14 protein-coding genes are annotated in these 11,438 nt (G+C 73.6%); 8 read left to right on the top strand and 6 right to left on the bottom strand.

Going from position 1 to position 11,438, the window contains the following annotated elements:
- Positions 1-54: 54 nt before the first annotated feature.
- The 3 genes from mshD to DLJ47_RS00380 form a co-directional block, all read right to left on the bottom strand.
- Entirely contained in the window at positions 55-981 is a 927-nt protein-coding gene (gene mshD, locus DLJ47_RS00390; RefSeq protein WP_109898125.1) for a mycothiol synthase, read from the bottom strand.
- A 61-nt stretch (positions 982-1,042) separates the two neighbouring features.
- The gene (locus tag DLJ47_RS00385) at positions 1,043-1,897 is read right to left on the bottom strand and encodes a polysaccharide deacetylase family protein (RefSeq protein WP_109898124.1); all 855 of its coding nucleotides are present in this window, start codon (positions 1,895-1,897) and stop codon (positions 1,043-1,045) included.
- A gap of 142 nt (positions 1,898-2,039) precedes the next feature.
- The gene (locus tag DLJ47_RS00380) at positions 2,040-2,759 is read right to left on the bottom strand and encodes a winged helix-turn-helix transcriptional regulator (RefSeq protein WP_197700189.1); all 720 of its coding nucleotides are present in this window, start codon (positions 2,757-2,759) and stop codon (positions 2,040-2,042) included.
- A gap of 243 nt (positions 2,760-3,002) precedes the next feature.
- Here DLJ47_RS00380 and DLJ47_RS00375 point away from each other — a divergent pair, with 243 nt between their 5' ends.
- The 6 genes from DLJ47_RS00375 (at position 3,003) to DLJ47_RS00355 (ending at position 7,488) form a co-directional block, all read left to right on the top strand.
- Entirely contained in the window at positions 3,003-4,058 is a 1,056-nt protein-coding gene (locus tag DLJ47_RS00375; protein WP_109898123.1) for a hypothetical protein, read from the top strand.
- A 78-nt stretch (positions 4,059-4,136) separates the two neighbouring features.
- Positions 4,137-4,922 (top strand): LmeA family phospholipid-binding protein, encoded by a 786-nt coding sequence (locus DLJ47_RS00370; protein WP_109898122.1) that lies wholly within the window; start codon positions 4,137-4,139, stop codon positions 4,920-4,922.
- 117 nt (positions 4,923-5,039) lie between these two features.
- A complete protein-coding gene (locus DLJ47_RS37710; RefSeq protein WP_311202345.1) occupies positions 5,040-5,117 on the top strand; it encodes an Ms5788A family Cys-rich leader peptide in 78 nt (25 codons plus the stop codon).
- Between the two features lie 204 nt (positions 5,118-5,321).
- Entirely contained in the window at positions 5,322-6,170 is an 849-nt protein-coding gene (locus DLJ47_RS00365; protein ID WP_109898121.1) for a sulfurtransferase, read from the top strand.
- A 1-nt stretch (position 6,171) separates the two neighbouring features.
- The gene (locus tag DLJ47_RS00360) at positions 6,172-6,498 is read left to right on the top strand and encodes a DUF1416 domain-containing protein (RefSeq protein WP_088996247.1); all 327 of its coding nucleotides are present in this window, start codon (positions 6,172-6,174) and stop codon (positions 6,496-6,498) included.
- Positions 6,499-6,630: 132 nt separating this feature from the next.
- Positions 6,631-7,488, top strand: coding sequence for a hypothetical protein (locus DLJ47_RS00355; protein ID WP_109898120.1), 858 nt, complete (start codon positions 6,631-6,633; stop codon positions 7,486-7,488).
- A gap of 123 nt (positions 7,489-7,611) precedes the next feature.
- On the opposite strand, the gene DLJ47_RS00350 is transcribed toward DLJ47_RS00355, so the two are convergent.
- Genes DLJ47_RS00350 through DLJ47_RS00340 form a run of 3 tightly spaced genes read right to left on the bottom strand, consistent with a single transcriptional unit; the run spans position 7,612 to position 10,467 of the window.
- Positions 7,612-9,669, bottom strand: coding sequence for an amylo-alpha-1,6-glucosidase (locus tag DLJ47_RS00350; RefSeq protein ID WP_109898119.1), 2,058 nt, complete (start codon positions 9,667-9,669; stop codon positions 7,612-7,614).
- Positions 9,666-10,046: an SCP2 sterol-binding domain-containing protein gene (locus tag DLJ47_RS00345; RefSeq protein ID WP_109898118.1), complete on the bottom strand. Its 381-nt coding sequence runs from the start codon at positions 10,044-10,046 to the stop codon at positions 9,666-9,668. The genes DLJ47_RS00350 and DLJ47_RS00345 overlap by 4 nt, the downstream gene beginning before the upstream one ends.
- 58 nt (positions 10,047-10,104) lie before the next feature.
- Positions 10,105-10,467, bottom strand: a complete 363-nt coding sequence (locus DLJ47_RS00340) for a DsrE family protein (RefSeq protein WP_109898117.1) — start codon at positions 10,465-10,467, stop codon at positions 10,105-10,107.
- 23 nt (positions 10,468-10,490) lie between these two features.
- Here DLJ47_RS00340 and mtfM point away from each other — a divergent pair, with 23 nt between their 5' ends.
- Both mtfM and DLJ47_RS00335 read left to right on the top strand, forming a co-directional pair.
- On the top strand, positions 10,491-10,595 hold the full coding sequence (gene mtfM / locus DLJ47_RS37595) for a small membrane protein MtfM (protein ID WP_043966460.1): 105 nt from the start codon (positions 10,491-10,493) through the stop codon (positions 10,593-10,595).
- A 106-nt stretch (positions 10,596-10,701) separates the two neighbouring features.
- Positions 10,702-11,295: an FABP family protein gene (locus DLJ47_RS00335; RefSeq protein ID WP_109898116.1), complete on the top strand. Its 594-nt coding sequence runs from the start codon at positions 10,702-10,704 to the stop codon at positions 11,293-11,295.
- The last annotated feature ends 143 nt before the right edge of the window (positions 11,296-11,438 follow it).

Below are 11,438 nucleotides of genomic sequence, written 5' to 3'. Positions count from 1 at the left end.
CGCGGGGGATGGTCGGCGGGGTGCCGAACGGCGGGGCCGGGTCCGGCCCGGTGCTCAGCCCAGGTGGTAGTTGACGTGCGCCGACCAGTGCGCGAAGCCGAGCCGCCGGTAGAGCGCGACCGCGGCAGTGTTGGAATCGTCCACGTAGAGCATCACCCGGTCCAGCCCGCGCTTCTCGCGCAGGTACGCCAGCCCGGCCCAGGTCAGCGCCCGGCCGAGTCCGCCGCGGTGCGCGGCGGGGTCCACCCCGAGCACGTAAACCTCGCCGATCCGGGCCGAGCCGGGGCGCTCGTGCACCTTGGTCCAGTGGAAGCCGACCAACCGGCCGGTCGCCGACTCCTCGGCGAGCAGGAAGCCGGCCGGGTCGAACCACGGCTCGGCCAGCCGTACCCGCAGGTCGTCCGGGGTCCAGCGGCCCTGCTCGGGGTGCTCGGCGAAGGCCCGGGCGTTCAGGTCGAGCCAGGCCGCGTCGTCCGCGCCCGGCCGGAACGCGCGCAGCGCCACCCCGTCCGGCAGCCGTGGCTCGTCGAGCGGGGCGGTCAGTGGCCGGCGCAGCTGCCAGAGCACCCGGGCCCGGTGGAAGCCGAGGTCGACGGCGAGCGCGGCGGCCGACGGGTGGTCGCCGTGGGCCCAGGCGCGCAGCGGGCCGGTGGCCGCCGCCAGCACGCCCCGGGCCAGCGCCCGCCCGGTGCCCCGCCGCCGGTGCGCCGGGTGCACCACCAGCTCCACCCCGATGCCGCTCGCGGCGTCGGTGGTGTCCAGGTGGGCGTAGCCGGTGAGCCGCCCGTCGTCGCCGCGGGCGGTCAGGTGCACGGCCGAGGCCCGCGGGTCGCGGAGCCGGAGCAGCACGTGCTCGTCGAGCGGGTCCGCGCCGTCGGTGTCCCCGGCCAGGCGGGCCAGCGCGAGCACGTCGGCGACCTCCGCGGGGGAGAGTCGGTCGGTCCGGGTCACCTGGGCGGTCGTCGGTTCGGTACTGCTCATCACGTCACCGTAGCCCCCGGCGCCGGCGGCCCGGTCGCGCCGTCCACAGCGGAGGGCCCGGTCACGTCGGTTCGGCGGGCAGCGCCTCCAGCTGGAAGCGGCCGGTCAGCTCCGGCAGGATCCGGTACAGCGCGTCCACCGTCCCCTGCCGATCGCCCCCGGCATCGTGCAGCAGCACCACCGAGCCCGGCCCGACCTGGCCGACCACTGTCGCGGCGATCGGCCCGGCGCCCGGCGCCTGCCAGTCCGCCGGGTCCACGGTCCAGTGCAGCGGCGTCATGCCGAGCTTGCGCGCGGTCGACACCACCGGCCAGGTCCAGGCGCCGCCCGGCTGCCGGTAGTAGGCGATCGGCGCGTCCGGCGCCGCCGCCCGGATGGCGTCGCTGGTGCGCAGCAGGTCGGCCCGGATCAGCTCGGGGGACCGGGAGCCGAGGCTGACGTCGTGGTCCCAGCTGTGGTTGCAGAGGGTGTGGCCCTCGGCCAGGATCGCCCGGATCAGCTCCGGATGGGCCTGCGCGTTCTCGCCGACGACGCAGAACGTGGCCCGGACGCCGTACTCCCGCAGCGCGTCGAGCACCTGCGGGGTGTACTGCGGATCCGGGCCGTCGTCGAAGGTCAGGGTGACCCGGGAGGTGCCGGTGGTGGTGCGGGTGCCGAACGGGCCGTCGCTCTCGGTCGGCTCGGGGGAGCGACTGGTCCGGTCCTGGTCGGTAGTGTCCGGTCCGTCCGGCTGGTCGGTGCCGGGCGACGGCTGCTCGCCGTAGTTCGGGCCGGTGGCGCTGGTGACCACGCCGGAAGCGCGCGGGTCGGGCCGGTCCGGCACCAGGCTGCGGCCCAGGGCGTACGCGGTGCCGAGCAGGGCGGTCACCACCAGCGTGACGATGCCGGCGGCGCGCAGGGCGGACGGCTCCGGCATCAGTGCCCCCGCCCCGGTCGACCTGTCCCCGTGGTCCCTGCGCGCACCGTCGCCCCCTCATCACCGGCAAACCCGGCAGTCAGGATAAGTGCGGCGGGATGCTCAAAAAGGGCGTAACGGAAACACTTTCCCCGAGAGAGGCTCAGACCGGCAGTGGCGCGGGCTCCGCGTCCGGCAGCGACCGCGTGGGCGGTACGACGAACTTGTAGCCGACCTGGCGGACGGTGCCGATCATAGACTCGTACTCGGAGCCGAGCTTGGCCCGCAGCCGCCGGACGTGCACGTCGACCGTGCGGGTGCCGCCGAAGTAGTCGTAGCCCCAGACCTCGCGCAGCAACTGGTCCCGGGTGAACACCCGGCCCGGGTGCTGGGCCAGGAACTTCAGCAGCTCGAACTCCTTGTAGGTGAGGTCGAGCGGGCGCCCCTTGAGCTTCGCGGCGTAGGTGTCCGGGTCGATGGTCAGCTCGCCGGCGCGGATCGAGCCGCCGGCCCCGGAGATCGCGTTGCTCAGCCGGCCGACCGCCAGCCGCAGCCGGGCCTCCACCTCGGCGGGCCCGGCCGAGGCGAGGATGACGTCGTCCACTCCCCAGTCGGCGTTGAGCGCGATCAGCCCGGCCTCGGTGACCACGGCGACCAGCGGCACCCCGAGCCCGGTGGCGTGCAGCATCCGGCAGGTGGCCCGGGCCTCGCTCAGCTCGGACCGGGCGTCCACCAGCACCGCGTCGGGGCTGGGGCCGGCGACCAGGGTGCGGACGTCGCGCGGCGCGGTGCGGACCGAGTGGGGCAGCAGGTCGAGCGCCGGCAGGACGGCGGACGGTTCGCTCGCTCGCGCGGTCACCAGCAGCAGGATCTCCACGATCACCTCCGTCCCGGCGGCTTTCGCCGCGCGTGACCAGCGGCACTCCGCGTGGACGTGGCGCTGAGAACTAGGCGTGGGTCCCGGCGTCGCTGACGGGCGGGTATCGGCTTGAGCGTAACCGATCGCCCCGGCTGCGCCTCCGTGCGCTTTCCCGTTTGCCCGGCTTGCCCCTGATCGCGCCTCAGGTTTTAACGTCGCGGAAACCGTGATCCCCGCGGGTGCCGGCGGGTCTGGCACGATCGGGGCGTGTTTCCCTCCAGCTCGCCCGAGACCGGCCGCGACCCGTGGCCCGACGGCACCCGCCCGCAGCCGGTCGGCCCGTCCCGGGGCCAGCCGCCGGCTCCCCGCGGTGGGCCGGCCGTCGACCAGGACGACCGCCGCGAGCGCAGCGGGCCGCGTCGGGCCCGCCGCGGCGGTGAGCCGGCCCGCCGCCCCGACGACGAGGCCGCCGAGCCGGACGAGGAGGTCGTGCCGCCGGTCGAGGTACGCCGGTCGCTCGCGGTCGCCGTCGCCGGGTTCGCCGCGCTGCTCGGGGTGGGGCTGGTGCTCGGTGCGCAGACCTCCGGCCCGGGGCACCGGCTGCCGTTCGCGTTCATCATCCTGGGCGTCCAGATGCTCTTCGTGCTGTCCTGGACGATGGCCATGCGGCCGCCCGCGGTGCTGCTGGTCGCCGGGGTCAGCGTGGCGACCGCGATCGCCGCGGACGCCGCGGCCGTGCAGACGGACGTCGCCGGGCTGGCGCCGCTGGGCTTCGTCGCGGTGGGCGGCTTCGTGCTCGGCGTGCTCGGTCAACTGGTCCGGCGGGTCGACCGGGTGCGGGTCACCGACTCGCTCGGCGGCACGCTGCTGATCGTGGTCGGCGTGGTCGCCTTCGGCACCCTGATCGTGCTCAGCCGGATCCCCGCCGGCACCCAGGCGATCACCGTCTGCCTGACCGCCAGCGGGGTGGCGCTCACCGTCGCCCGGCTGACCGACGCCGTGGCGCCGTGGCCGCGGCTGGCGCCCCAGGTGCCCCGCGGCGCCGCCGGCGTGGTCGCCGGCGCGATGGTCGGCACGCTGGTCAGCGCTCTGCTCGGCAGTTACCTGGTCACCCCGTTCACGCCGACCCGGGCCGCGATCATCGGGCTGGTCGCGGCGGTCGCCGCGGTGCTGGCCGACCTCGCGGTGGGTTACGCCGAGGCGGGGCGGTTGATGGCCGGCGAGCCGCCGACGATGTGGATCGCCCGGCACATGCAGGGCCCGCTCGGCGGCTTCGCGCTCGCCGCGCCCGCCGCGTACGCCATGTGCAAGCTGGTGCTGTGACCGGAGATTGAGTTTTTCCCCTTTCGGGTACGAACGGACCGCCGCGGCGCGGGCCGGGGCGCGGAGACAGGAGGCGGCGTGGCGCAGGACTACCCGTACGAGGAGCGGCCCCGGCGTCGGGGCCGCAAGGTGCTGATCACCCTCGTGGTCCTGCTGCTGGTCCTGGCCGGAATGCTGGTCGTCGCCGACCGGGTGGCGGCCGGGGTGGCCGAGCGCGCCATCGCCGACCAGGTGCGGCAGGAGGTCGCCAAGCAGGACGCGCAGTCCGCCCCGCCCGAGGTCGAGGTGGGCGGCTTCCCCTTCCTCACCCAGGTGCTCGACGGCCGCTACGAGCGCATCTCCATCGTGCTGCGCAACGTGCAGGGCTCGGTGCAGGGGGACGCGGTCAGCGTGCCCCGGCTCGACGTGGACGCCCGCGACGTGCGCGCCTCGCTGGACACCATCCGTTCCGGGCAGGGCGAGGTGGTGGCCGAGACGGTCAACGGTACCGGCACCATCAGCTACGACAGCCTGGCCAAGCTGCTCGACCGGCCGGGGCTGCGGCTGGCCGAGCAGGACGGCCGGCTCGCCGTCACCGCACCGGTGGACATCCTCGGCCAGCGGCTGACCGTCACCGGCACCGCCGACATCACCGTCGGCAAGGAGGGCCAGGTGGCGCTGCGCTTCAACGACCTGAACGCCGAGGGGCTGCCGAACGTGCCGCTGGCCCGCACCCTGCTGAACAACTACGCCAAGGGCATCTCGGTCGACGTGCCCCTGCCCGACCTGCCGTTCCAGCTCACGGTGCGCGAGGTCCGGCCGCTGCCCGAGGGGCTGGCGGTGACCGCGGACGCGCGCGACGTGCCGATCAACTCGGCCGGCTGAGCGGCCAATCAGTTGCCGGGACGGGCGGCCGGTCCGGTGCCGCCGGTGGTCGCGGCGCGTCCCGGATGCTGGTCGGCCCGGTCGCGCCGACCGGTCCGGCTGGTAGGCTCCCTGGCCATGGGGACGCTCCTCACCAAACGGCGCGCGGTCGACCTGTGCCGCGTGGCCACCTGCCTGTGTCGCCCCGTCATCTGACGGCGGGGCTGTCCTCGGCCGCCTAGCGGCCATCGGCACGCAGGGTCCGCGTACCCTCCGGTGATCCCACCATCGCCCGGCAGCGGCGCCGTCGCACGAACCCGTGATCCGTTCCGTCCATGGGTCCCGCGCGTGGTGCGACACTGGCAAAATATCGATCTCCGCGCGCTGGCTCACCATCCATCCTCACCAGGGAGTGATCTGATGAGTCGCGACACCGCACTCGTCTCGGCCGAGTGGGCCGAGAAGAACCTCGACGCCCCGGGCGTCGTCTTCGTCGAGGTCGACGAGGACACCTCGGCCTACGACACCGGCCACCTCGCCGGCGCGATCAAGCTGGACTGGAAGACCGACCTGCAGGACCCGGTGCGCCGGGACTTCGTGAACTCCAGCCAGTTCGAGGCGCTGCTCTCCGAGCGCGGCATCAGCAACGACGACACCGTCATCCTCTACGGCGGCAACAACAACTGGTTCGCCGCGTACGCGTACTGGTACTTCAAGCTCTACGGCCACCGGGACGTCAAGCTGCTCGACGGCGGTCGCAAGAAGTGGGAGCTGGACGCCCGGCCGCTGATCAAGGACGCGGTGACCCGCCCCGCGACGCGGTACGTCGCGCAGGAGCCGGACACCTCGATCCGGGCCTTCCGCGACGAGGTGGTGGCCGCGATCGGCACCAAGAACCTGGTCGACGTGCGCAGCCCCGACGAGTACGCCGGCCGGCTGCTCGCCCCCGCCCACCTGCCGCAGGAGCAGGCGCAGCGGGGCGGCCACATCCCGACCGCGATCAGCGTGCCGTGGTCCAAGGCGGCCAACGAGGACGGCACCTTCAAGTCCGACGACGAGCTGCGCAGGATCTACGCCGACGCCGGGCTGGACGACGGCAAGGAGACCATCGCCTACTGCCGGATCGGCGAGCGCTCCTCGCACACCTGGTTCGTGCTCCAGGAACTGCTCGGCCACCGCAACGTGAAGAACTACGACGGGTCCTGGACCGAGTACGGCTCGCTGGTCGGCGTGCCGGTGGCGCTGGGCGACGAGCCGGGGGAGGCCTGAGATGACCGCACCGACCGCTGCCGGCTGCGCCGCGCCGGACCAGGCCGCCCCGCTGCCGGCCAGCCTCGACCTGGAGAAGGAGACCGTCATCACCGGTCTGGTCACGGCCGAGTCCGGTGAGGTCGTGCCGGGCGCGTACGTCCGGCTGCTCGACTCGACCGGCGAGTTCACCGCCGAGGTGGTGACCTCCGCCGCCGGGCAGTTCCGGTTCTTCGCCGCCCCGGGCGACTGGACCCTGCGGGCGCTGTCCCGGTTCGGTAACGGCGACACCACGGTGACCGCCGACCGGGGGATCAACGAGGTCGCCGTGACGGTGGCCCTGGCCTGACCCACGCTCTGATCGGCCCCGTGGCCCGTCGTCCTCACCCGAGGAGGCGGGCCACGAGCCGTCTCCGGGCGGGCACGCGGGAAGCGGCGACGCGGCGGCCGGCCCGCCCCCCGCGCGTGACACCATGAACGGGTGAGTGGTGTCGTCCAGCCGGGGTACGCCCCACCGACCGGTCCCGACCAGCCGGCCGCCCCCCGGCGGCGGCGCTGGTTGCTCGTCGTGGTGGTGGCCTGGGCGGTGCTGCTGGCGGCGCTCACCTGGCTGTCCGTACGCGACGACCCGCCGACCGTCCGCGAGCAGCGCTCCCTGGACCAGGCCGGCCCGGTGGTCGACCGCGCCGTGGGCGAACTGGTCGCGGCCGGCGGCTCGACCGCTGTGATGTTTCCCCCGCAGGTCGATCGGGGCTGCCGGGTCACCCCCTTCACCGACGGCGCCCGGCTGCTCCGGCACGTGGACGTCTTCGTGGCCGAGGGCGCGGAACGGGAGCTGTTGGAGCGCGTCGCCGACCGGCTTCCCGGCGGCTGGCGGGCCGGTGTCCGGGCCAGTGCGGACGGCCCGTTGCTGCGCGCCGACGCGGGCGAGTTCGTGGCCGTCGAGGGCACCGCCGAGGAGAACGGCCGGGTACGGCTGACGGCCGACACCGGCTGCCGACCGTACGGGACCGGCTACCGTGAGCAGCCGCCCGGTGCCCCCGGGACCGAGGGCGAGGCCCTGGCCGGTGCGCTGCGGGCCCTCGGTGGCCCGACCGCTCCGGCGGTCGAGCGGGTCACCGCGCCGTGCCCCGGCGGCGCCGCCACCGCCCACAGCGTCCGTGCCGTCGCCGGGCCGGCCCCGCAGTCCCCCGCGGCCGCGCTGCGTGCGCTCGCCGGTGGGGCCCCGCTGCTGGACACCCCGCAGGCGTACGCCTACCGCGCGGGCGCAGCCACCGTGGTCGCCGACCTGACCGGTGACCCGCCCGTGCTCACCGCCAGCACCGGCTGCCCGGCCTGACCGGCGTCTGCCCGGCCTGCCCGGCCTGACCGGCGGGCTGCGCGGCGTGACCGGCGGCTGCGCGGCGGCTGCCCGGACTGGCGGTCGCCTGGCCGCGACCCGACGTCCGCGGGGTCGACCCGGTCAGCGGTCGTGCGCGCCGTCGTGGGGGATGCGGCTGCGGCCGAGCGCGTCCACCCGCCCCCAGCGGCCGGGGATGTCGAGCAGCTCGACCCGACCCATCCCCTCCGGCAGGGCCGGGTCGATGATCAGGTGCTCGCCCTGCGGCTCCAGGCCCAGCATGACCCGGAGCAGCAGCAGCGGGGTGCCGGTCGACCAGGCCTGCGGGCTGCACGCGGTCGGGTACTCCACCGGGTACTGGGTGAGGTCGCGCTCGTAGCCGGCGAAGGCCTCCGGCAGCCGCCCGCCGAAGTACCGGGAGGCGGCCAGCATGGACTCGCAGATCCGCCCGGCCTCCTCCCGGAACCCGTACCGCCAGAGCCCCCAGGCGATGATCGAGTTGTCGAACGGCCACACGGTGCCGACGTGATAGCCGATCGGGTTGTACAGGCCCTGGTCGTCGGCGAGGGTACGGACGCCCCAGCCGGAGAAGAGCCGCGGCCCGAGCAGGTGTTGGGCGATCCGGCCGGCCCGCGACTCGTCGACGATGCCACTCCACAGCAGGTGCCCGATGTTGGAGCTGAGCGCGTCGACGTGCCGGCCGTCGGCGTCCAGGGCGAGCGCGTAGTACTCCTTCTCCGGGATCCAGAAGTCCCGGTTGAACCGCTGCTTCAGCGCGGCCGCCTCGCGTTCCAGCCGGTCGGCGTACACCGGGTCGCCCCAGACGGCGCGGGCCAGCCGGGCGCCGCGCATCTTCGCGTCGTACGCGTACCCCTGTAGCTCGCAGGTGGCCCGGGGAAAGCCCGGCAGCCGGCCGTCGGCGTAGGAGATGGCGTCCCAGGAGTCCTTCCAGCACTGGTTCTGCAGCCCGGTCTCCGGATTGCGGGTCTGGTACCAGATGTAACCGGTACCGAGCAGGTCCCCGTACGTGTCGATCCACTCCAGCGCGGAGCGGGCCGCCGGCTCCAGTTGCTTCACCAGCCGCACGTCGCCGGTCCACCGCTCGTATTCGTCGAGCAGGATCACGAAGAGCGGCGTCGAGTCGGCGCTGCCGTAGTACGGCGAGTGCGGCTGCTCCTCGAAGCCGGCCATCTCGCCGTAGCGCAGCTCGTGCAGGATCTTGCCCGGTTCCTCGTCGCGGAAGTCGTCCAGCCGGTAGCCCTGCAGGCCGGCCAGGATCAGGGCGGTCGGCGGGATCAGCTCCGGCAGGTACGGCAGCAACTGGAGCGAGGTGATGATGCTGTCCCGGCCGAACAGCGTCATGAACCAGGGCAGCCCGGCCGCCAGCAGCCGGACGCCGAGTGCGATCGACTCGTAGCGCAGCGCCGCGACGTCGTTCAGGCTGCGGCGGTACGCGCCGGCCAGCGGCTCGCAGTCGCAGCCGAGCTTGGGGGCCTGGTTGATCAGTTCGTTCTGCTCGGTCTCGATCGCGGCCACGCCGCGGCTGCCACGGTACAGCGGCAGGTTGGACCGGATGTCCTCGCCGCGTGCCCCGTACACGATGGTGTTCACGTACAGCCGGGTGGTCCACTCGGCGTGCGGCCCGATCCGGATCCGGAAGGTCATGCCCGACACGTCGAGCTGTCCGGGCGCGCTGGTGGTGATCACCGTCTCCCGGTGGAAGGCTTCCCGGCGGTAGCTCAACCGCAGCTCGTTCTCGCTGACCGAGGCGGTGATGCGACCGCGCTTCTGCCGCACGTTCTTGATCTCGAACAGGTCCGCGAAGTCCGCCCCCATGTCCAACCGGACGGCGAACTCCATCTCCCGTCCGGCGTGGTTGATCACGGTCAGCTCCTCCTCGAGGCTGGTGCCGATCGCCCGGCTGCGGATCAGCGAGACCTTCGCGTCGAGGTAGTGCGTCGGTTCGCCGGGCACCAGGAAGAAGCGGGTGCGGTAGGACTCGGCGTCGTCGACGGAGAGCGCGTGCAGCCGTTCGCCGTTCAGGGTGAGCCGCCAGGTGGACAGGAACCGGGTGTCGAAGGAGAAGAGGCCGGTGGGGTAGTCGAGGGAGGGCTCGATGTCGCCCCGGTGGTCGCTGACCAGGAACGTGTTGCCGTCCAGGATGCTGACCAGCGACCTCACTTGCGCCGTCCGGCCTGCTCACGGGCGACGTCCCGAGGATCCTGGGTGCCGGGCGGGGTGGGGAAGAACCGCCGGAAGACCAGGAAGAGGACCACGTTGCCGCTGAACGTGCTCTCGTTGCGCAGCACCGCGGCAACCCCCTGGGCGCGGCCGGTGACCAGCCGCTCGAAGAGGTCCTCGCTGCTGTACCAGATGGCGTCGGCCGGGCCCCGCTGCCGGCTCACCTCGATCACGCCCGGCCGCATCCGCACCAGCCAGTGCTTGGTCCGGTCGCCGTCGACGAGTTCGATCTGGAGGGTGCCGCTGACCAGGCCACGGAGGATCTCCGGGGCGCGCGCCGGCAGTGCTTCGAAGAATCGCTCGATCGCCTCGCCCACAACCAAATCGTAGGCATTAGTCCGACTTGTCGGGCCGGTATCGCGTCGGGCTCGCGGGTCAGTAGACCAGCGCCTGCGCCCCCTCGGCCATCGCCTCCTCGACGAAGACCGCCGCGCCCGCGATCCGGACGCCCGGCAGCACGTCGCCGGGGCCGATGTCCCGGCGGGCGGCGCACTGGGTGCACGCGGTGACGGTGCCGGTGGTGAGGATCACGTGCAGCAGCTCGGCCAGCGGCGCCGAGTGCGGCAGCTCGAACTCCTGCGCCCGCCCGGGCAGCGCGAACCAGGTCGACTCGCCGGTGAGCCAGAGCGACACGTCCACCCCGGCGGCGGCCGCGGTGGCGGCGACGGTGAAGGCCTGGGCGCACCGTTCCGGCGCGTCCGCGCCAGCGGTGGCCTTGACGACGAGAGTGCGGGCCATGGCGCCAGCATAGGATGGCCGGGATGGTCACCGAGATCGGGTTCGTCAGCCTGCTGGTCGCCGGCCTGGGCGCGCTCGCCGGTGGCCTGGTCTACGTTGCCGTACGCATATCGAGAGGACGTTGGTGAGCGCGAGGAGTGAGCCGGGTTTGCGAGCCCCGCAGTCGCGACCGAAGGCGACCCGGGAGCGCGTGCCAGTCGCCGCGGTCACGGACGGAGAGGGGGGAGTGAACCGGTGAGCGACGAGAACCCGCTGCAGCCGCCGCCGTGGCTGAACGCGCCGCCGGTCGACCCCTACCCGTACGAGGAGAGCCACGACCTGCGGGTCGGTCCGAAGCTGCATCCCACGCTGGACGGCCTGCTGCCGTACATCGGGGTGTGGCGCGGCCGGGGTCGGGGCGGCTTCCCCACCATCGAGGACTTCGACTTCGCGCAGGAGATCCGGATCAGCCACGACGGCCGGCCGTTCCTGTTCTACGAGTCCCGGGCGTGGATCCTCGACGAGCAGAGCAGGCCGGTCCGCCCGGCCGGTCGTGAGGTCGGCTGGTGGCGCCCGGTCCTCAAGGACGACCGGGCCACCGACGAGCTGGAGGCGTTGATGACCACGCCGACCGGCGTGATGGAGCTCTACCTGGGCCGGCGTACCGGCACCCAGGTCGAGTTCGTCACCGACGCGGTGGTGCGTACGGCCACCGCCAAGGAGGTCACCGCCGGCCACCGGCTCTTCGGCATCGTCGAGGGCGCCCTGCTCTACGCCCAGGAGATGGCCGCCGTCGGCCACGGTCTCTCGCCCCACCTCTCCGCCCGCCTCACCCGCGTAGCCGGCTGACCCCGCCCCGATCCCCGGGGCGCTCTTGATCATGACGTTGTTGTCACCCGCCTCGGCGGGTCGCGGCAACAACTTCCTGATCGACGGCCTTCCTTTCCCGGTCCGGTCAGGGGAGGGGGAAGGACAGGAGGGTGTGGAGGTGG

It is taken from the genome of Micromonospora sp. S4605 (assembly GCF_003176715.1).
In the GTDB taxonomy this organism is placed as follows: domain Bacteria; phylum Actinomycetota; class Actinomycetes; order Mycobacteriales; family Micromonosporaceae; genus Micromonospora; species Micromonospora echinaurantiaca.
Note: the sequence above shows the minus strand (reverse complement) of the source record. Positions and strands in the feature narration are given on the sequence as shown.

Coding starts and splice junctions, on each gene's coding strand:
- mtfM (WP_043966460.1), top strand. CDS start 10,491: ATGGTCACCGAGATCGGGTTCGTCAGCCTGCTGGTCGCCGGCCTGGGC.
- DLJ47_RS00385 (WP_109898124.1), bottom strand. CDS start 1,897: ATGCCGGAGCCGTCCGCCCTGCGCGCCGCCGGCATCGTCACGCTGGTG.
- mshD (WP_109898125.1), bottom strand. CDS start 981: ATGAGCAGTACCGAACCGACGACCGCCCAGGTGACCCGGACCGACCGA.
- DLJ47_RS37710 (WP_311202345.1), top strand. CDS start 5,040: ATGGGGACGCTCCTCACCAAACGGCGCGCGGTCGACCTGTGCCGCGTG.
- DLJ47_RS00365 (WP_109898121.1), top strand. CDS start 5,322: ATGAGTCGCGACACCGCACTCGTCTCGGCCGAGTGGGCCGAGAAGAAC.
- DLJ47_RS00360 (WP_088996247.1), top strand. CDS start 6,172: ATGACCGCACCGACCGCTGCCGGCTGCGCCGCGCCGGACCAGGCCGCC.
- DLJ47_RS00340 (WP_109898117.1), bottom strand. CDS start 10,467: ATGGCCCGCACTCTCGTCGTCAAGGCCACCGCTGGCGCGGACGCGCCG.